The sequence below is a fragment of the Hoeflea ulvae genome (assembly GCF_026619435.1).
GTDB classification, from domain to species: domain Bacteria; phylum Pseudomonadota; class Alphaproteobacteria; order Rhizobiales; family Rhizobiaceae; genus Hoeflea; species Hoeflea ulvae.
On record NZ_JAOVZQ010000001.1, the window covers coordinates 484,992 to 504,620 of the forward strand.

Consider the following 19,629-nt stretch of genomic DNA (forward strand, 5'->3'; position numbering starts at 1 on the left):
TGGTTCCGGCCCCGAATCGTCCATGGTCATCACTGACGCAAGGGCGGCGCGGCTCAAGACTTTCCTGCGTAAGGAGGCCAAGGCGCTGGGATTTTGCGAGCTTGCCGTGACCGGGTCCGATGCCGATCCGCAATTGCGTGAACGGCTCGATCACTTCGTTGATCTCGACCGGCATGGCTCGATGGCCTGGATCGCCGAAACGGTGGAACGCCGCAGCGCCCCGCGCAATCTGTGGCCGGAAGCCCGATCGGTGATCATGCTGGCAATGAATTACGGCCCTCAGAGCGAGCCGCTTGCCAATCTCGAGCGGAAATCCAGCGCCAACATCTCGGTCTATGCCCGCAACCGCGACTATCACGACCTGATCAAGGGCAAGCTCAAGGAACTGGCCGGCAAATTTGCCTCCCGCTCGGGCGGCGACGTCAAGGTTTTTGTCGACACGGCCCCGGTGATGGAAAAGCCGCTGGCCCAATCCGCAGGCCTGGGCTGGATCGGCAAGCACACCAATCTGGTCAGCCGTACCCAGGGCTCGTGGCTGTTTCTCGCCTCGATCTTCACCACCGTTGAATTGCCCACCGATGACCGCGAGACCGATCATTGCGGCTCCTGCCGGGCCTGTCTCGATGCCTGCCCGACCAATGCCTTCCCCGCGCCCTACCAGATCGACGCAAGGCGCTGCATTTCCTATCTCACCATCGAGAACAAGGGTCCGGTTCCGCACGAATTCCGCCGCGCCATGGGCAACCGCATCTATGGCTGCGACGACTGCCTGGCCGCCTGTCCGTGGAACAAATATGCGGTGGCGTCGCATGAGGCCAAGCTGATGGCGCGAGACGATCTGACGTCGCCGCCGCTCGCCGATTTTCTGAAGCTGGATGATGCGACTTTCCGGACATTTTTCTCCGGCTCACCGGTCAAGCGGATCGGCCGCGACAGGTTCCTGCGCAATGTCCTCATTGCCGCCGGCAACAGCGGTGATCAAAGCCTGGTGCCTGAATGCGAAGCCCTGCTGGGCGACGCCTCCGCGCTGGTGCGGGGAGCTGCGGTCTGGGCGCTGTCGCAATTGAGCGAACCGGACCATATGAAGCGCCTGCAGGCCCGGACGCCCGCCGAACCCGACGATGACGTCCGCGCCGAATGGCGCATGGCCCTTGCGCCGGCTCCGTGAAACCATGGAGTGGCGACACCGAAATTGCATGAAAGGATGGATTGGCAGATGAATCTGATGATTTTCGGCGCCGGATTTTCCGGTCTCGCCATTGCCCGCGCGCTGGCAGGCGAATGTGACTTTGCCGGCGGCACCACCCGGAGCGAAACCCGCTTTGCCGAGCTGCGCGCGGCCGACCTGTCCCCGTTCCTCTATGATGGCGGCAGTCTCACCGACAATCTGCGCGAGCCGCTCGCCGAGGTCAGCCATCTGCTGATGTCGATTGCGCCGGATGACGACGGCGATCCTTTGCTCGAGAACTTGGGAGCCGGTCTGAAGCAGATCCTGCCGAAGCTCGAATGGATCGGCTATCTGTCGACGGTCGGGGTCTATGGCGATCACGGCGGCGCCTGGGTCGACGAGGACACGCCCTGCCGGCCAGTGTCCAAGCGTTCGGTGGCGCGCCGTGCGGCGGAAGACCAGTGGGCCCGGCTGGCCGCAGAGGCCGGCGTCCCGCTTGCCACCATTCGCCTCTCCGGCATTTATGGTCCGGGCCGCAACGCGCTCAAGACCATGCAGGCGGGCAAGGCGCGGCGGCTGATCAAGCCCGGCCAGGTGTTCAACCGGATTCACGTCGCTGATATCGGCGGCGCCACCGCTCTTCTGGCGCGGCAGAACCTTGGCGGCATCTACAATGTGACCGATGACAGGCCGGCGCCGCCGCAGCATGTGGTCGAATATGCCGCGAAACTCCTGGGCGTCCAACCGCCGCCGGAAATGGATTTCGACACCGCCGATCTGTCGCCGATGGCGCGGTCTTTCTATGGCGAAAACAAGCGTGTAGCCAATGCCCGGATCAAGGCCGCCGGCTACGAGTTTCTCAATCCGGACTATGAAGCAGGGCTCGACAATCTCTGGCGTAATGGAGAATGGGCCGGGTAACACCGGCAGATCACTGCACTACAGTTCCTGCTGCAACGCAACAAAAAGAAACAACAAGTGATTTCCCGCATCCTTTTTTGGCCCGGTTCGGTGTGCAACACACGGGCGAAACACAAGGATCGAGAATTTGACGTCAACAAAGCTTAACGCACGGGCCTCCGGATTGTTCCTTGCAGCCGTTATGACCGCTGCAACCACGCTCACCACCTTCACCCCGGCCTCTGCGGCTGCCCCGTCCTGCGGACGTGCGTCCTGGTATGCGCTGACCTCGCGCACCGCGTCGGGCGAACGCATGGACCCCTCCAAGCTCACCGCTGCGCATCCGCGGCTCAGCTTCGGCACCAAGGTGGAAGTCAGCAACCCGCGCAACGGCAAGTCCGTGATCGTGCGCATCAATGACCGTGGTCCCTTCATCAAGGGCCGCATCATCGATGTCTCCAAGGCGGCCGCCGGTCATCTGGGCATGATCAAGGCAGGTGTCGCAAAGGTTTGTTTTCGCGTCATTTCCTGATCCTGACCGGCTTGCCAGACCTGTCTGTCGCGCTATTGTGGCGCGGCAGCAGGGAGAGCTTACATGGCGCAGGCCGTCGACCAATCTGACAGGCAGCAGGCGCTGTCGCGGGAAATCGCCGCCCGGCGCGATGATCTTGTGGCCCTCACGCAGGATCTGATCCGGATTCCGACGCTCAACCCGCCCGGCGAGTTCTACCGCGACATCTGCGAATATCTCGCCCGCCGCCTGGAAAAATCCGGCTTCGCCATCGAGCTGCTGCGCGCCATCGGCACGCCCGGCGACAGCGAGCGTCATCCCCGCTGGAACGTGATTGCCCGCCGCGAAGGCGGCCGCTCAGGGCCTTGCGTGCATTTCAATTCCCACATCGATGTGGTCGAGACCGGCGCTGGCTGGACCTTCGATCCCTTTGCCGGAACGGTGGCCGATAGCAGGATCTATGGCCGCGGCGCCTGCGACATGAAGGGCGGGCTGGCGGCCTCCATCATTGCGGCGGAGGCCTATGTCGCGCTGTGGCCGGACCATCCCGGCGCCATCGAGATCTCCGGCACGGCCGATGAGGAAACCGGCGGTTATGGCGGCGTCGCCTGGCTGGCCGAACAGGGCTATTTCTCGCCCGAACGCGTCCAGCACGTCATCATTCCCGAACCGCTCAACAAGGACCGCATCTGCCTCGGCCATCGCGGCGTCATGTGGGCACAGATCAGCACCCATGGCCGCATTGCCCACGGCTCGATGCCGTTTCTGGGCGATTGCGCCGTGCGCCACATGGGTGCGGTAATCTCCGAGATGGAGAACTCGCTGTTTCCGGCGCTGGCCAAAAAGCGCACCGCCATGCCGGTAGTGCCCGACGGCGCCCGGCAATCGACCATGAATATCAATTCCCTGCATGGCGGCCAGACCGAGCCGGAAGCCGGGTTCACCGGCTTTCCCTCGGCCTGCGTTCCCGATCGTGCCCGCATGGTCATCGACCGGCGCTATCTGATCGAGGAACAGGCAGATGAGGTGCGTGAGGAGATTGTCGCGCTGCTCGAGCGGGTCAAGGCCGAGAGGCCGGGATTTCGCTATGATTTCGAGGAGCTCTGGCAGGTCAGCCCGACCATGACCTCGGTGGAGTCACCGGTGGTCAAGGCGGTCGAGCGCGGCATTCGCTCGGCGCTGTCCTGCGAGCCGGTTCACGTGGTCTCGCCGGGCACCTATGACCAGAAACATATTGACCGCATAGGTCGCTTGAAAGACTGTATTGCCTATGGACCCGGCATTCTCGATCTGGCGCATCAGCCGGACGAATATGTCGGGATCGACGACATGATTGACTCGGCGAAGGTGATGGCCTTCGCTGTGGACGATCTTTTGCACGGACGCGCCTAAGACAGCGCCGGGCCAACGGGAGTGAAGGAAATCTACATGACAAAGAACCCGATTGCGGCTGCAGCCGTTTCGATACTGGCGCTGGGACTGGCGCTCGGCGTCACGCCGGCGACCGCCGCCGGGATGGACGCCACCATCGGCATGCAGTTGGAGCCGCCGAATCTCGACCCGACGGGCGGCGCCGCGGCGGCGATTGACGAGGTGGTCTATGCCAATGTCTTCGAAGGCCTCACCCGTTTCGGCCCCGATGGCGCAATCCTTCCGGCGCTGGCAGAAAGCTGGGAGATTTCCGAGGACGGCCTCACCTATACATTCAAGCTGCATAGCGGCGTGACATTCCATGATGGTTCGGGTTTTGACGCCGAGGACGTCAAGTTCTCGCTCGACCGGGCCCGTGGTGACGAGTCGACCAATGCCCAGAAGGCACTGTTTGCCGATATCGCTTCGGTTGACGTCGTCGACCCCACCACGGTCAAGATCACCCTGTCCAAGCCGAACGGCTCGTTCCTGTTCAACCTGGCCTGGGGCGACGCGGTGATCGTTGCGCCCGAGAGTGCTGACGGCAACGCGGCCAATCCTGTCGGCACCGGCCCGTTCAAATTCGCCGAATGGGTCAAGGGCGACCGCGTCGATCTCGAACGCTATCCAGATTACTGGGGCGCGGCGGTCAAGCTCGATCATGTCACCTTCAAGTTCATCTCCGACCCGACCGCAGCCTTTGCCGCGATGATGGCCGGTGACCTTGATGCCTTCCCGGGCTATCCGGCGCCGGAAAACCTGGTCCAGTTCGAAGCCGATCCGCGGTTTTCCGTGATCATCGGCTCGTCCGAGGGTGAAACCATTCTGGGCATGAACAACAAGAAGCCGCCGCTCGACAACATCTTGGTGCGTCAGGCGATTGCGCATGCCATCGACCGGCAGGCGATCATCGATGGCGCCATGTTCGGCTACGGCACGCCGATCGGCACCCATTTTGCCCCGCACAACCCGGCCTATGTCGATCTGACGGCGCAATCTGCCTATGACCCGGAGCAGTCGAAGGCGCTGCTGGCCGAGGCCGGTGTCTCCGATCTGACCCTGAGCCTGAAGCTGCCACCGCCGAGCTATGCCCGCCGTGGCGGCGAGATCATCGCGGCGCAATTGCGTGAGGTCGGCATCACCGCCGAGATCACCAATGTCGAATGGGCGCAATGGCTCGATGATGTCTTCAAGGCCAAGAATTTCGACCTGACCATCGTTTCCCACACCGAGCCGATGGATATCGACATCTATGGCCGTGATGATTATTATTTCCAGTATGGCGATCCGGATTTCAAGGCGATCATGGCCGATCTCGACCAGGCCACCGATCCGGCCAAACGCACCGAGCTGATGCAGGCGGCGCAGACAAAAATCGCGGATGATTATGTCAACGCCTATCTGTTCCAGCTTGCCCGCACCGGCGTCGCCGATGCCAAGCTCAAGGGTCTGTGGCTGAACTCGCCGACCCAGGCCAATGACATGACCGGTGTCCACTGGGAAGAGTGATACCTGATCGAGACCTGACGGCCGGGCGGGGGTCCGGCTGTCAGGCACTCATGGGAATGGACCCTGCCCGATGACTGCCTATCTGCTCAGGCGCTTGCTTTCGCTGTGGCTCAGTCTCGTCGCGGCCAGCCTTGTCATATTCCTGGTCATGGAAGCCGTGCCGGGCGATCCGGCTTCCTTCATGATGGGCATCAATGCCGATCCGCAGGCGGTCGCCGCCTTGCGCCTCCAGCTCGGCCTCGATGAGTCGCTGCCGCTGCGCTATCTCGGCTGGGTGGCAGGGCTGCTGCAGGGTGATTTCGGCGTCTCCTACACCTACCGGGTGCCGGTCTCCGAACTGATTGCCGAACGGGTGATGATCTCGCTGCCGCTGACGCTCTATGCGCTGGCGCTGTCGACCCTGATCGCCTTTCCCGCCGGCATCCTTGCCGCCTCGCGGCGCAATTCCGCCGCCGATCTCTCGGTGATGGGCGCGACGCAGCTCGGCGTGGCGATCCCGAATTTCTGGTTCGCGATGATCCTGGTGCTGATCTTCGCCATCAATCTGCGCTGGTTCTCCGCCGGCGGCTTCCCCGGATGGGACGCCGGCTTCTGGACCGCGATCAAGGCGCTGACATTGCCGGCCATCGCGCTGGCGCTGCCGCAGGCCTCGATTCTGGCGCGGGTGATGCGCTCATCGCTGATCGACACGCTGGACGAGGATTTCATGCGCACCGCCCGGGCCAAGGGCCTCAGCCGCAGCCAGGCGCTGTGGCGGCATGCGCTGCGCAACGCGCTGATCCCGGTGCTGACCATTTTGGGTCTGCAATTCTCTTTCTTGCTGGCCGGCGGCATCATCATCGAAAATGTGTTCTATCTGCCCGGCCTCGGCCGTCTGGTGTTCCAGGCCATCACCCAGCGTGATCTGATCGTCGTCCGCTCGGTGGTCATCCTGCTGGTCTTTGCCGTCATTGTGGTCACCTTTCTGGTTGATCTCGCCTATGCCGCCGCCGATCCGCGGCTCAGGAGGCACAGGCGATGAGCACCGGGACCTCCACCAACCGCTCCTTTATTCAAATGGCGCTGGGCCACCGCGCTTTTGTCATCGGTGTCGTGCTGTCGGGCTTCTTCATCCTGCTGGCGCTGCTCTCCTTTGTCTGGACCCCCTTTGATCCGACCAAGCTCTCGATTGCCACCAAGCTGCGCACCCCGTCGCTGGAACACTGGTTCGGCACCGATCATTTCGGCCGCGATATATTCTCGATGATCATGGTCGGCGCCAGGGTGTCGATTGCCGTGGCCTTTGTCGCAGTCGGCATCGGCATTTCCCTGGGGGTGCCGCTGGGGCTCTATGCGGCGGCCCGCCGCGGCAGTCTCGTCGATGAAATCATCATGCGCGGCAATGATCTGGTCTTTGCCTTCCCGTCGCTGCTGCTGGCCATCATGATCACCGCCGTGTTCGGCCCCGGTGCGATCAACGCCATCATCGCCATCGGCATTTTCAACGTGCCGGTGTTTGCCCGGCTGGCGCGCGGCGCAGCATTGTCGCTGTGGACCCGCGATTTCATTCTCGCCGCAAGGGTCGCCGGCAAGAACAAGGCGCGCATTTCCGCCGAGCACATCCTGCCCAACATCGCCAATCTGCTGATCGTTCAGGGCACGATCCAGTTTTCGCTGGCCATTCTAGCTGAAGCAGCGCTCGCCTATGTCGGTCTCGGCGCACAGCCGCCGCTGCCGAGCTGGGGCCGGATGCTGGCCGATGCCCAGACGCTGATTTCGCTGGCGCCGCATATGGCTTTGTTTCCCGGCTTTGCCATCATCATCACCGTGCTCGGCCTCAATCTGATGGGCGATGGCCTGCGCGACCTGTTCGATCCCAGGCTGAGGCACGGACGCGGATGAGCGCGCTCAGTATCTCCAATCTCAAGGTCGAGATCCACGGCAACACCGTGCTGCATGATATCGACCTGAGGCTCGAACCCGGCCAGATTCTCGGCGTTGTCGGCGAATCCGGCTCGGGAAAATCGATGACGGCGCTGTCGGTGATGCAATTGTTGCCGCGCGGCAGCCGCTGGAGCGGCAGCATCACCGTCGGCGGCGCTGATCTTGCGACCATGGATGAGGCCGCACTCTGCCGGATGCGCGGCCGCGATGTCGGCATGATTTTCCAGGAGCCGATGACGGCGCTCAATCCGGTCAAGACAATCGGCGATCAGGTGGCCGAAACCGTGCGGGTGCACACCGGCGCCAGCCGCCGCGAGGCCTATGCCGTCGCAAGAGCCATGCTCGATCGCGTCGGTCTGCCTGAAGCGCAGTTCCCGCTCGACCGCTACCCGCATGACCTCTCCGGTGGCCAGCGCCAGCGCGTCGTCATCGCCCAGGCGATTGCGCTCCGGCCCAAACTGCTGATCGCCGACGAGCCGACCACCGCGCTCGATGTCACCACCCAGGCCCAGATCCTCGAACTGCTGAAGCAGCTTGTGCGCGAAGAGGGCATGGGACTGATGCTGATCACCCATGATCTCGCGGTCGTCGCCGGACTGGCCGACACGATCGCCATTCTCAAGGACGGCGCGGTGGTCGAGGCCGGCGCGACGCGCGAGATCTTTCGCGAGATGCGCCATCCCTATACCCGTGCCCTGTTCTCGGCCTCCGCCCATGTGCCCGACCGTGGCCGCAAGCCGGAACCGTCGGTCACGCCGGTGCTCTCGGTCGCCCAGGTGGTGCGCGATTACCAGCAGCCGCGCCGCAATCTGTTCGTCCGCCGGCCGCCGTTCCGCGCCGTCGATTCTGTCGCCTTCGACATTCACCATGGTGAAAATGTCGGGCTTGTCGGCGAATCCGGCTGCGGCAAGTCCACGCTGGCCCGCGCAATCCTCGCGCTCGATGCGCTGCAGGGCGGCGAGATCCGTCTCAATGGCCATGTGGTCTCCAGCGCCGGCGAGGGCCCGCATCCGGAACTCAGGGCCCGGATGCAGGTGGTGTTTCAGGATCCCTACGGCTCCTTCAACCCGCGCCACCGGGTTCGGCGCCTCGTTACGGAACCGTTCCATCTTCTCAAGGTGAGGCCGCAAGGCGCCGAGCTTGACCGGCGCGTCGACCGGGCGCTGAGCGAGGTCGGGCTGTCATCATCGGATGCGGACAAATATATCCACGAATTTTCAGGCGGCCAAAGGCAGCGCATCGCCATCGCCCGCGCCTTGATCATCGAGCCGGCGCTGATCGTTCTCGACGAGGCGGTCTCGGCGCTGGATGTGTCGATCCGCGCCCAGATTCTCGATCTGCTGGCCGAGCTTTCCGACCGGCTCGATCTGTCCTATCTGTTCATCTCGCATGATTTGTCGGTGGTCCGCGCCATCACCGACCGGGTTCTGGTGATGAAGGATGGCCGGATCGTCGAGCAGGGCGAGACCGAGACCATATTCCGCAATCCGCAACACCCCTATACAAGGCGGCTGGTGGCTGCCACACCATCGCTGGAAGCAGCTCTCGCCCGGCCTGAAGGCTGAGCGGCAAAGAGCCGAAGGAAAGGACATCCCGTGACCGACACCCTTGATGCCGGATTTGACACCAGCCAATGCCTGATCGGCGGCACATGGATCGGCGCCAGTGGCGGCAGGACATTGCCGGTCGAAGATCCCTCCACCGGTCATGAAATCGGCCGCATCGCCCGTGGCGGTGCCGGCGAGATCGATGCTGCGGTCTCGGCCGCGCGCGCTGCCCTGTCGGGTGAATGGGGTCAGATGACCGCCGCCGAGCGCGGCCGCCTGCTCGCCAAGATCGGGCGTGCGGTGGAAGACCATGTCGAATGGCTGGCCAAGCTCGAAGCCCATGATGTCGGCAAGCCGCTATCCCAGGCCCGTGCCGATGCCCGCGCGCTGGCGCGCTATCTCGAATTCTATGGCGGCGCCGCCGACAAGCTGCACGGCGAGACCATCCCCTATCTCAATGACTACACCGTCTTCACCCTGCGCGAGCCGCATGGCGTCACCGGCCACATCATCCCGTGGAACTACCCGATGCAGATCCTCGGCCGCTCTGTCGGCGCAGCGCTGGCGATGGGCAATGCCGCGGTTCTCAAACCCGCCGAGGAAGCCTCGCTGACAGCACTGGCCTTTGCCCGCATCGCCAGCGATTGCGGACTGCCCGACGGCGCGCTCAATGTTGTTCCCGGTCTCGGCGAGGAAGCCGGTGCGGCGCTCTGCGCCCATCCGGACGTCAATCACATCTCGTTCACCGGCTCGCTTGAGACCGGACGCAAAATCCAGCAGGCGGCGGCCTATAATGTGATCCCGGTGACGCTGGAATTGGGCGGCAAATCCCCGCAGATCGTCTTTGACGATGCCGATCTCGAGCGCGCCCTGCCGTTTCTGGTCAATGCCGGCATTCAGAACGCCGGCCAGACTTGCTCGGCCTCCTCGCGGATTCTGGTTGAAGCCTCGCGCCATGACGAGGTGGTGAAACTGATGAGCGAGCGCTACAGGGCGCTCACTGTCGGCGCCGCAATGGAGGACCAGTCGATCGGGCCGCTGATTTCCGAGCGCCAGAAGAACATCGTCCAGGGCTTTCTCGCTGAAGCCGACGAAGACGGACTGGCCCCGGTGGCCGAGGGTCAGATGCCGAAATCCGCGCCGATGGGCGGCCATTATGTGCGGCCGACGCTGTATGGCGGTGTCGATCCCAATCATGTGCTGGCGCGTGACGAGATTTTCGGCCCGGTGCAGGTGATCATCCCGTTCCGCGACGAAGAAGAGGCCGTGGCCATCGCCAATGGCACCGATTACGGCCTGGTTGCAGGGGTCTGGACCAGCGATGGCGGCCGGCAGATGCGCCTGGCCCGGGCGATCCGCTCCGGCCAGGTCTTCATCAACAATTACGGCGCCGGCGGCGGGGTGGAGCTGCCCTTTGGCGGGGTCGGCAAATCCGGCCATGGCCGCGAAAAGGGGTTCGAGGCGCTCTACGGCTTCTCCTCGCTCAAGACCGTTGCCGTCTGGCACGGCAAATAGTCCAATCATTCCGGGAGTAAAGCAATGAGACTTGAAGGCAAGACAGCCCTGGTAACCGGCGGCGCATCGGGATTTGGCGCCGGTATCGTCCGGAAATTCATCAGCGAAGGCGCCCGTGTCGCCGTTGCCGACATCAATGCAGATGCGGCCCGGGACTTTGCTTCGGAATGCGGCGATCGTGCCTTTGCCGTCACGGTCGACGTGTCCAGCAATGACAGCGTCGCAGCCATGGCCAGCCTCGTGCTGGGCAATTTCGGCCAGCTCGACATCCTGGTCAACAATGCCGGCATCACCCATTTGCCCGCAGCCCTGGAAGATATCAGCGAGGAGGATTTCGACCGGGTTCTGGCCGTCAATGCCAAGTCGGTGTTCCTGACCGCGCGGCACTTCGTTCCGGCCATGAAACAGGCCGGATCCGGCGCGATCCTCAATGTCGCATCGACCGCCGGGGTCAGCCCGCGACCGCGCTTGAGTTGGTACAATTCCTCCAAGGGCTGGATGATCACCGCCACCAAATCCATGGCCATCGAACTGGCGCCCTCGGGAATCCGGGTCAATGCGCTCAATCCCGTGGCCGGGGAAACGCCGTTGCTGAAATCCTTCATGGGTGAGGACACGCCGGAAATCCGCGCCAAATTCCTCTCCACCATTCCGCTGGGCCGGTTTTCCACGCCAGAAGACATGGCCAATGCCGCCTGTTTCCTGTGTTCCGACGAGGCGGCGATGATCACCGGTGTGGCCATGGAAGTGGATGGCGGCCGCTGCATCTGAGCTGGCGGCTTGTCCAATTTGCTTCCATTCGGGTGCAAAAACCTCTAGCAGGGGGCCAACGACCGCGCCGCGCGTCAGACATGACGCGCCAGTGGCGCTGTGCCACACTTAGTGAATGCATGCGCATCATCGCTTGAATGACCCCATTTGAGCCCGCCATGCATTGGAGATTGATCATGCGCCTCGGCGGACGTCTGCAAGCAGCCATCGAAATTCTCACCGACATCGAGACCCGGCACCGGCCGGTGCCGGAAGCGCTGAAGGATTGGGGCCTGTCGCACCGCTTTGCCGGATCCGGCGACCGCGGCGCGATTTCCAACCTGGTCCATGACGCGCTGCGGATGAAGCTCTCTCACGCTTTCATCATGGATGGCGGCACACCCGCCGATCTGGCGGTGGCGACGCTGCTGCGCCAGTGGGGCATCAGCCCGGAAGAGCTGACCGCCAGCCTCGAGGGAGACAAGTTCGCACCCGAAATACCGTCGGTGGAGCTCCTGTCCGCCTGCCTGGCGCGGGACCTGGGTCAGGCCCCGGCGCATGTGCGCGCCGATATTCCCGAATGGCTGGTCGCCTCGTTCGAACGCGCCTTCGGAGACGATTGGGAAGCCGAGGCGCAGGCGATGACCGCCCGTCCGCCGCTCGATCTTCGGGTCAACACTATTGTCACCGACCGAGATCAGGTGCTGGCCGGTTTTGAAGGCCAGGGCGCATCGGCGACCCGGCTGGCGCCAAATGGCATCCGCATTGAAGCCGGCGAGGGGCCGCAGCGCCAGATTGCCGCCACCAGCGAAGTCAATTTTGCCGGGGGCTGGTTCGAAGTCCAGGACGAGGGCTCGCAATTGGCTGCCGGTCTTGCCGGGGCCGAGCCGGGCGAGATCGTGCTTGATTATTGCGCCGGCGGCGGCGGCAAGGCGCTGGCCTTTGCGGCGATGATGAACAATGACGGGCGCATCAATGCCTATGATGCCGACCGCCGCAGGCTTGCGCCGATGGTCGAGCGCATCCGCCGTGCCGGTGTCGAGATCATCGACATCAAGGAGCGACCGTTTAACCTGGCCGGGCTGGAACAGGCGATGGACCGGGTTCTGGTTGATGCGCCTTGCACCGGCACCGGCACCTGGCGCCGCCGGCCGGACGCGAAATGGCGTATTTCGGAAAAGAACCTCAGCGACCGCACCGCAGATCAGGACAAGGTGCTTGATGATGCGTCGGTCTATGTCCGTCCCGGCGGCGAGCTGGCCTATGTCACCTGTTCGCTGCTGCCGGAAGAAAACACCGACCGGGTCAAGGCGTTTTTGACCCGGCATCCGGAATTTGAAACCATTAGCCTCAAGCAGCGTTGGCGTGCCGCAGTGGCCGATCCCGATGCGCCGGTTCCCTATGCGGACCAGAATCTGGGATTGATCCTGTCGCCGCGACGGACCGGCACCGACGGGTTTTATTTCGCCGGTTTCCGCCGCAAACTGTAACGGCCGGCAGCAGCGGGCAGCCCGGCGCGGTCGGCAACGGCCATGACCGGCAAGAGGTGGACCCATGAACAAATCCCATGCAGTGACATTGCTCCTGTTTGTCGCTCTCACCGTCGCCGGGGGCAGCCTGATCGGCTATTTCTCGATCCCCGGACCCTGGTATCAGGGCCTGGAAAAGCCGTCCTTCAATCCGCCCAACTGGATTTTCGGCCCGGTCTGGACCACGCTCTATGTTCTCGTCGGGATTGCCGGCGCGCGCGCCTTCATCAAGGAGCGCGGCAATTGGCTGCCGAAAATCTGGTTTGTGCAGATGGCGCTGAATTTTGCCTGGTCGCCGGTCTTTTTCGTGCTGCACCGCCCCGATCTGGCGCTTGTGGTGCTGATCGCCATGCTGATCGCCATCATGGCCTTCATCGCCACGGCCTGGAGCAGGGATCGTCCCGCCGCATTGCTGTTCCTTCCCTATGCCGCCTGGGTGTCCTTTGCCGGTGTGCTCAATGCCGCGATCTGGTGGCTCAACCGCGTCTGATCCGCACACAGGCAGAAACCGCTTGCGGTTTTGCCGTCTGCTTGCCACCTTCGCAGCTGCGAAAGGAATTGGCGCATGGATGAGAGACCCGATCAGAATTTCCGTGGACGCGTGACCGACAGTTTCGCCCGCCAGAAGGTCATGGGCAGCATCGGGGCAGCCCTCACCAGCGTCGAATATGGCGTGGTCGAGATCGAGATGCCGTTCCGTGCCGACCTGACCCAGCAGCATGGCTTTCTGCATGCAGGCATCCTGTCGACCGCGCTCGATTCGGCCTGCGGCTATGCCGCCCTGTCGGTGATGCCCGAAGATGCGGCGGTGCTGACCATCGAATTCAAGATCAATCTTCTGTCGCCCGGCCGCGGCGATCATTTCCTGTTTCGCGGCGAGGTCACCAAGCCCGGCAACACCATCATTGTCAGCGATGGCCGCGCCTATGCCATTTCCGATGGCCCGGCCAAGCTGATTGCATCGATGACTGGCACCATGATGGTGGTGCGCGGCCGTGAAGGGATTGACGGATGAGCGGAACACTCAAGAGCGTCGGTGACCGGCGGGTGCTCTATGTGATGGCGGCCGAGCCGGAATATGGCCCGCATCTGAAATCGCGGTTTGCCCCCTTGATCACCGGCATTGGCCCGGTGGAGGCAGCCAGTGTGCTGGCGGCTAATCTGGCGACATCAGGGCCAAACCGTCCCGACTGCATCGTCTCGCTCGGATCAGCAGGCTCACGGCTGCTCGAACAGACCCATGTCTATCAGGTTTCCTCTGTCAGCTACCGCGACATGGACGCAAGCCCGCTCGGATTCGAAAAAGGCCGGACGCCGCTTCTCGACCTGCCCGCCAAGCTGCCGATGCCGGTGATAGCTGAAGGCGTTCCCTCGGCAAGCCTATCGACCGGCGCCAACATCGTCTCCGGCGAGGCCTATGATCTGATCGATGCCGACATGGTCGACATGGAAACCTTCGCCGTGCTGCGCGCCGCCAGCCTGTTTTCCGTGCCCGTCATAGGCCTGCGCGGCATTTCCGATGGCAAGGCCGAGCTCAACCATCTTGATGATTGGACCGAATATTTGCATGTGATCGATGAAAAACTCGCCGAAGCGGTGGATCTGGTCGAAGCGGCGATTGCATCCGGCGCGGCTTTGGCTTAATCGCTCGCCATGAACGATATCCTCCACACCACTCATCCCGATTCCATTCTGATCATCGACTTCGGCAGTCAGGTCACGCAGCTGATCGCCCGCCGCGTGCGCGAAGCCGGGGTCTATTGCGAGATCGTCCCGTTCCAGCTCGCCGATGAAGGCTTTGACCGGATGCAGCCGAAAGGCGTGATCTTTTCCGGTGGACCGGATTCGGTCACCCGCGAAGGCTCGCCGCGCGCGCCGCAGGCGGTGTTCGATTCCGGCGTCCCGATCCTCGCCATCTGCTACGGCCAGCAGACGCTGTGCATGCAGATCGGCGGCAATGTCGAAGGCGGTCACCACCGCGAATTCGGCCGCGCCGATGTCGAGATCCTCAAAGCCTCGCCCCTGTTCGAGGGTTTTTGGGAAGTCGGCAAGAAATACCCGGTGTGGATGAGCCATGGCGACCGCGTCACGAAGCTGCCCGACGGCTTCGAGGTGATCGGCACATCGCCGAACGCGCCCTTTGCCATCTCGGTCAATGAGGACAAGCGCTATTACACCACCATGTTCCATCCCGAGGTGGTGCACACGCCCGACGGCGCCAAGCTGCTGGCCAATTTCGTGCACAAGATCGTCGGCCTCAAATCCGACTGGTCGATGGCCGCCTACCGGGCGGAGATGGTGCAGAAGATCCGCGACCAGGTCGGCTCCGGCAAGGTCATCTGCGCGCTCTCCGGCGGCGTCGATTCCTCCGTTGCGGCGCTGCTGATCCACGAGGCCATCGGCGACCAGCTCAGCTGCATCCTCGTCGATCACGGCCTGATGCGCATGAACGAGGCCGCCGATGTGGTGGAGATGTTCCGCAACCACTACAATCTCAACCTGAAAATGGTGGATGCGTCCGACCGCTTCATCTCGCAGCTCGAAGGCGAGGCGGACCCGGAAACCAAGCGCAAGACCATCGGCCGGCTGTTCATCGAGGTCTTCGAGGAAGAAGCTGCGAAAATCGGCGGCGCCGACTATCTGGCCCAGGGCACACTCTACCCGGATGTGATCGAAAGTGTCTCGTTTTCGGGCGGCCCTTCGGTCACCATCAAGTCGCACCACAATGTCGGCGGACTGCCCGAGCGCATGAACATGCAGCTGGTCGAGCCCCTGCGCGAGCTCTTCAAGGATGAAGTCCGGGTGCTGGGCAAGGAGCTCGGCCTGCCCGACAGCTTCATCGGCCGTCACCCGTTCCCCGGGCCGGGCCTGGCGATCCGCTGCCCCGGCGGCATCACCCGTGAAAAGCTCGACATCCTGCGCCAGGCCGACGCGATCTATCTCGACGAGATCCGCAAGGCCGGTCTTTACGACATCATCTGGCAGGCATTTGCCGTGCTGTTGCCGGTGCAGACTGTCGGCGTCATGGGCGATGGCCGCACCTACGAGTTCGTCTGCGCGCTGCGCGCCGTCACCTCGGTCGACGGCATGACCGCGGATTTCTATCCCTATGACATGGATTTCCTGGGCAAGACCGCGACCCGGATCATCAACGAGGTCAAGGGTATCAACCGCGTCGTCTACGACGTCACCTCCAAACCTCCCGGCACCATCGAGTGGGAATGAGGCGCTGACAGCACGGAACTGCATATGACCGTCACCATTTATGGCATCAAGAACTGCGACACGATGAAGAAGGCGCGGACCTGGCTCGCTGAGCATTCGGTCGAAGCGGAGTTCCACGACTACAAGGCGTCTGGCATCGACCGGGCGCATCTTCAGCGCTGGTGCAGTGAGGCCGGCTGGGAAACCGTCCTCAACCGGGCCGGAACCACCTTCCGCAAGCTTGATGACGCCGACAAGCAGGATCTCGACCAGGACAAGGCCATCGCGCTGATGCTGGCCCAGCCCTCAATGATCAAGCGGCCGGTGCTGGAAGCGGAGAACCGGATCATCATCGGCTTCAAGCCGGATCTCTACGAGCAATTCTTCGCCTGAGGAAAGTGCGATGGCGAAAACCACTCGCGCCACGACAGCTCTCGGCAAGCTCGGCATTGCCTTCACCATCCACAGCTATGATTACGATCCCGATGCCGACAGCATTGGCCTGCAGGCAGCCGAGGCTTTGGGTGAGCCGCCCTCGCGCGTGCTCAAGACCCTGATGGCGGAACTCGACGGCAAGCCGGTCTGCGTCGTGCTGCCATCCGACCACGAACTCAGCATGAAGAAGCTGGCGGCAGCGCTCGGCGGCAAGTCGGCGACAATGATGAAGCCCGCGGACGCCGAACGCCTCACCGGCTACCATGTCGGCGGTATCAGCCCCTTTGGCCAGAAAAAGCACGTGCCGACCGCTTTTGAACGCGCCGCGCTGACAGAGCCTTATGTCTTCATCAATGGCGGCCAGCGCGGGCTGCAAATCCGGCTGGACCCCGATACGGCGGCGCGGGCGCTCAAGGCGGTCTGTGCCGAAGTCATCGCCTGACACAGCATTTGTTAGCCGGCTGATAAGGCCCCAACCCGTTGACAGATCACCCAGCGGCCATGTCCTGCCTGCCCGATCGAGCCGTCAGCGCAACAACCATTTCCACCGCGCGGCGCAGATCCGCCTCAAACAGCGCCATCTGCTTTTGCCGTTCCGCCGGATCGGGCAGGCGCAGCAGGAACGATGGATGCACCGACAGCAGCACCGGGGTTCCGTCGGCAAGCTGTTCCACGGTTCCGCGGCGGCGAAGAATGTTCGAACCTGACCCGGTCAGGGCCTCGGCAGCCGTGGCCCCCAGCGCCAGGATCAGCTTCGGCTGCACGAGGCTGCGCTCGGCATCAAGCCACCAGCGGCAATGCTCGATCTCGCCGGAATTGGGCCGCTGGTGCAGCCGCCGCTTGCCGCGCGGGGTGAACTTGAAATGCTTGACCGCATTGGTGACGAAGGCCTCTGCCCGGTTCAGCCCGGCTGATTGCGCGACTTTGTCGAACAGTTGCCCTGCCGGGCCGACAAAGGGCAGACCGGTGAGATCTTCCTGATCGCCGGGCTGCTCGCCGACAATCATCAGCGCCGCATCGAGAGGGCCGACACCCGGCACGGCCTGGGTCGCGGTTCTGTGCAGCGGACAGCGGGTGCAGGCATAAATGGCGGCTGGCAGCGCCTCTTTCGGTCCGTCCCAGGCGGACATGTGCGCGGCAAGCTGCTGGCGCGCCTTGCCGGCGCGAACCGGGGGCAGGGTGGGCGCGGCCTGCGCCATCGCCCGGGCGCGCGCCGGAGCATTGGCAATCAGGTCGGGGATGGTCGCAGCTTCGGGCAGATTCTTCCAGTATTTCTTCGGCATCTCCGAGGTCATCGCCTGCACCTTCAGCCGCGCCGGATTGAAGATGCTGCGGAAATAGGTGAGCCACAGCGCTTCGCCGGCGTCCTCCGGCAAGGCCGGCTTCGGCTGTCCTGGCGCAAAGCTCAAGCTCCCGTCCTGAAAGATCGCGGACTTCTCGGGCGTGACGATCCGCCAGTCCATGTCGGCAAAGCGGCGGGCGAAGAAATCCGCCGTCGGCTCCACCGTGTGATGAGTCGGTTCGAACCAGGCGGCGAAGCTGCGCCTCAGATCATCGCGATCGCCGATTTCCCGGAAGCGGACAAAGGCCTTCATCTTGTGCTGGCATCGATGCACCGATTTTTCCATCGCCCGCAGATGCGCCAGCTCCCTGTCGCCCCGGTCGGCAATCAGATGCGGCGTGTCTTTCAGTCGCCACAGAAAGGCGTAAAGCCGCGCGAAACGGTCGGCGTCGCTGTGCCAGCAGACGGTTTCGGCGAGGCTGACAAAGCTGCGCGGCACCGTCATCTTCACCGGCGCGGCACCTGCGATCGGCTGGTCGTCAAACAGGCTGCGTTCGGTCTGCGCGGTTCCCCAGCTGACATCGGCGGGCGACAGGCCCTCGCGCAGGCAGGCGCGCGCGGCCTTGCGCCACGCATCCGCGGTCCCGGTGTCTGGCAAGGCGATATGGCGCATCAGAGTAGCGACAATTGCTCTGGCGGCGGCAGAACGCGGCTGCGCAGTTGCGCGGTGTCGATCAGCCCGCCGGGCGACCAGCCCTGCGCGGTGATGAAGGCGCCGGCCTTTTTCATGCTTCCGCCCATTCGCACCACGTCCTCGTAGCGCACATTGCGGTAGCGGCGCGTGCCGAGGATCCGGTTGACCGTCTTCACCCCGAAGCCCGGCACACGCAGCAAAAGCTCCCGCTCGGCGCGATTGATGTCGACCGGAAAGATCTCCCGGTGCAACAGCGCCCAGGCCAGCTTCGGATCGAGCTCCAGGTCGAGATTGCCGTCCCGGGCGCCGCTGACGATTTCCTGAAGGTCGAAGCCATAAAACCGCAGCAGCCAGTCGGCCTGATAGAGCCGGTGCTCGCGCACCAGCGGCGGCGAGATCAGCGGCAGCCGCGCCGTGCTGTCGGGGATCGGCGAAAACGCCGAATAATAGACCCGCTTCAGCTTGTAGCTGGAGTAAAGCCGGGTTGATTCGCCCAGAATAGCCGCGTCATTGGAGCCGTCAGCACCGACAATCATCTGCGTCGATTGGCCGGCCGGGGCAAAGCGCGGCGCCTTGCGTCCGGTATGGGTGACATCGCCGGCGGCTTCCTTGCGCAGCCGCACATCGGCCATGGCCCGGCGGATCTGCGCCGGATTTTTCTCCGACGCAAAAGCCTGCATGCCGGCGTCGGTCGGCAATTCCACATTGATCGACAACCGGTCGGCCAGCCGCCCGGCTTCCGCGATCAGTTCGGGGGCCGCATCGGGAATGGTCTTGAGGTGGATGTAGCCGCGAAAATTTTCCTCTTCGCGCAATTTGCGCACGATCTGCACCATGTCCGACATCGTCGCATCGGGCGAGCGGATGACGCCGGAGGACAAAAACAGGCCCTCGATGTAGTTGCGCCGGTAGAAGTCGATAGTCAGGCGCACCACCTCGTCCACCGAAAACCGCGCCCGCGGTACATTCGACGACACCCGGTTGATGCAATAGGCGCAATCATAGATGCAGAAATTGGTCATCAGGATCTTGAGCAGGCTAATGCAGCGCCCGTCCGGCGCATAGGCATGGCAGATCCCGGTGCCCTCGTTCGACCCCAGCCCCTTGCCATCGCGGCTGTCGCGCCTGGTGGATCCCGAGGAGGCGCAGGAAGCGTCATACTTGGCGGCATCGCTCAGGATGGCGAGCTTCGATTCGAGTGTTTTTCCGGTCATATGTTCCTTATATGTTCCGTAAGGCCCGTCCGCAATAA

At 63.3% G+C, this 19,629-nt stretch carries 19 protein-coding genes; 17 read left to right on the forward strand and 2 right to left on the reverse strand.

Annotation, left to right across the window (positions count from 1 at the left end):
* The first annotated feature begins 22 nt into the window (after window positions 1-22).
* The 17 genes from queG to ybaK all read left to right on the forward strand — a co-directional run bounded on the left by queG (window position 23) and on the right by ybaK (window position 16,843).
* Entirely contained in the window at window positions 23-1,168 is a 1,146-nt protein-coding gene (gene queG / locus OEG82_RS02420; RefSeq protein WP_267610880.1) for a tRNA epoxyqueuosine(34) reductase QueG, read from the forward strand.
* A gap of 48 nt (window positions 1,169-1,216) precedes the next feature.
* On the forward strand, window positions 1,217-2,089 hold the full coding sequence (locus OEG82_RS02425) for an SDR family oxidoreductase (protein WP_267610881.1): 873 nt from the start codon (window positions 1,217-1,219) through the stop codon (window positions 2,087-2,089).
* Between the two features lie 181 nt (window positions 2,090-2,270).
* Window positions 2,271-2,600 (forward strand): septal ring lytic transglycosylase RlpA family protein, encoded by a 330-nt coding sequence (locus tag OEG82_RS02430; RefSeq protein WP_267610883.1) that lies wholly within the window; start codon window positions 2,271-2,273, stop codon window positions 2,598-2,600.
* Between the two features lie 63 nt (window positions 2,601-2,663).
* Window positions 2,664-3,971, forward strand: a complete 1,308-nt coding sequence (locus OEG82_RS02435; protein WP_267610884.1) for an acetylornithine deacetylase/succinyl-diaminopimelate desuccinylase family protein — start codon at window positions 2,664-2,666, stop codon at window positions 3,969-3,971.
* A 36-nt stretch (window positions 3,972-4,007) separates the two neighbouring features.
* Window positions 4,008-5,498 carry an ABC transporter substrate-binding protein gene (locus tag OEG82_RS02440; RefSeq protein ID WP_267610885.1) on the forward strand — a complete coding sequence of 497 codons (1,491 nt, stop codon included), beginning with the start codon at window positions 4,008-4,010 and terminating at the stop codon, window positions 5,496-5,498.
* A gap of 70 nt (window positions 5,499-5,568) precedes the next feature.
* Window positions 5,569-6,519, forward strand: a complete 951-nt coding sequence (locus tag OEG82_RS02445; RefSeq protein WP_267610886.1) for an ABC transporter permease — start codon at window positions 5,569-5,571, stop codon at window positions 6,517-6,519.
* Window positions 6,516-7,379, forward strand: coding sequence for an ABC transporter permease (locus OEG82_RS02450; RefSeq protein WP_267610887.1), 864 nt, complete (start codon window positions 6,516-6,518; stop codon window positions 7,377-7,379). Before OEG82_RS02445 ends, OEG82_RS02450 begins: the two co-directional genes overlap by 4 nt.
* Window positions 7,376-8,986: an ABC transporter ATP-binding protein gene (locus OEG82_RS02455; protein WP_267610888.1), complete on the forward strand. Its 1,611-nt coding sequence runs from the start codon at window positions 7,376-7,378 to the stop codon at window positions 8,984-8,986. The genes OEG82_RS02450 and OEG82_RS02455 overlap by 4 nt, the downstream gene beginning before the upstream one ends.
* A 30-nt stretch (window positions 8,987-9,016) precedes the next feature.
* The gene (locus OEG82_RS02460; RefSeq protein WP_425497517.1) at window positions 9,017-10,483 is read left to right on the forward strand and encodes an aldehyde dehydrogenase family protein; all 1,467 of its coding nucleotides are present in this window, start codon (window positions 9,017-9,019) and stop codon (window positions 10,481-10,483) included.
* Between the two features lie 24 nt (window positions 10,484-10,507).
* Complete coding sequence (locus OEG82_RS02465; protein WP_267610889.1) at window positions 10,508-11,254, forward strand: SDR family oxidoreductase; 747 nt, start codon at window positions 10,508-10,510, stop codon at window positions 11,252-11,254.
* Between the two features lie 176 nt (window positions 11,255-11,430).
* A complete protein-coding gene (locus OEG82_RS02470) occupies window positions 11,431-12,723 on the forward strand; it encodes an RsmB/NOP family class I SAM-dependent RNA methyltransferase (RefSeq protein WP_267610890.1) in 1,293 nt (430 codons plus the stop codon).
* 64 nt (window positions 12,724-12,787) lie between these two features.
* Window positions 12,788-13,252: a TspO/MBR family protein gene (locus tag OEG82_RS02475; RefSeq protein ID WP_267610891.1), complete on the forward strand. Its 465-nt coding sequence runs from the start codon at window positions 12,788-12,790 to the stop codon at window positions 13,250-13,252.
* A gap of 75 nt (window positions 13,253-13,327) precedes the next feature.
* Window positions 13,328-13,777 (forward strand): PaaI family thioesterase, encoded by a 450-nt coding sequence (locus OEG82_RS02480; RefSeq protein ID WP_267610892.1) that lies wholly within the window; start codon window positions 13,328-13,330, stop codon window positions 13,775-13,777.
* Window positions 13,774-14,406, forward strand: a complete 633-nt coding sequence (locus OEG82_RS02485) for a 5'-methylthioadenosine/S-adenosylhomocysteine nucleosidase (RefSeq protein WP_267610893.1) — start codon at window positions 13,774-13,776, stop codon at window positions 14,404-14,406. The genes OEG82_RS02480 and OEG82_RS02485 overlap by 4 nt, the downstream gene beginning before the upstream one ends.
* Before the next feature lie 9 nt (window positions 14,407-14,415).
* Entirely contained in the window at window positions 14,416-15,987 is a 1,572-nt protein-coding gene (gene guaA, locus OEG82_RS02490) for a glutamine-hydrolyzing GMP synthase (RefSeq protein ID WP_267610894.1), read from the forward strand.
* Window positions 15,988-16,011: 24 nt separating this feature from the next.
* Window positions 16,012-16,359 (forward strand): ArsC family reductase, encoded by a 348-nt coding sequence (locus OEG82_RS02495; protein WP_267610895.1) that lies wholly within the window; start codon window positions 16,012-16,014, stop codon window positions 16,357-16,359.
* Window positions 16,360-16,369: 10 nt separating this feature from the next.
* Window positions 16,370-16,843: a Cys-tRNA(Pro) deacylase gene (gene ybaK, locus OEG82_RS02500; RefSeq protein ID WP_267610896.1), complete on the forward strand. Its 474-nt coding sequence runs from the start codon at window positions 16,370-16,372 to the stop codon at window positions 16,841-16,843.
* Window positions 16,844-16,889: 46 nt separating this feature from the next.
* Here ybaK and OEG82_RS02505 read toward each other — a convergent pair whose 3' ends face one another.
* Both OEG82_RS02505 and OEG82_RS02510 read right to left on the reverse strand, forming a co-directional pair.
* Entirely contained in the window at window positions 16,890-18,356 is a 1,467-nt protein-coding gene (locus tag OEG82_RS02505) for a UdgX family uracil-DNA binding protein (protein WP_267610897.1), read from the reverse strand.
* Entirely contained in the window at window positions 18,356-19,591 is a 1,236-nt protein-coding gene (locus tag OEG82_RS02510; RefSeq protein WP_267610898.1) for a putative DNA modification/repair radical SAM protein, read from the reverse strand. Before OEG82_RS02510 ends, OEG82_RS02505 begins: the two co-directional genes overlap by 1 nt.
* Between the last annotated feature and the right edge of the window lie 38 nt (window positions 19,592-19,629).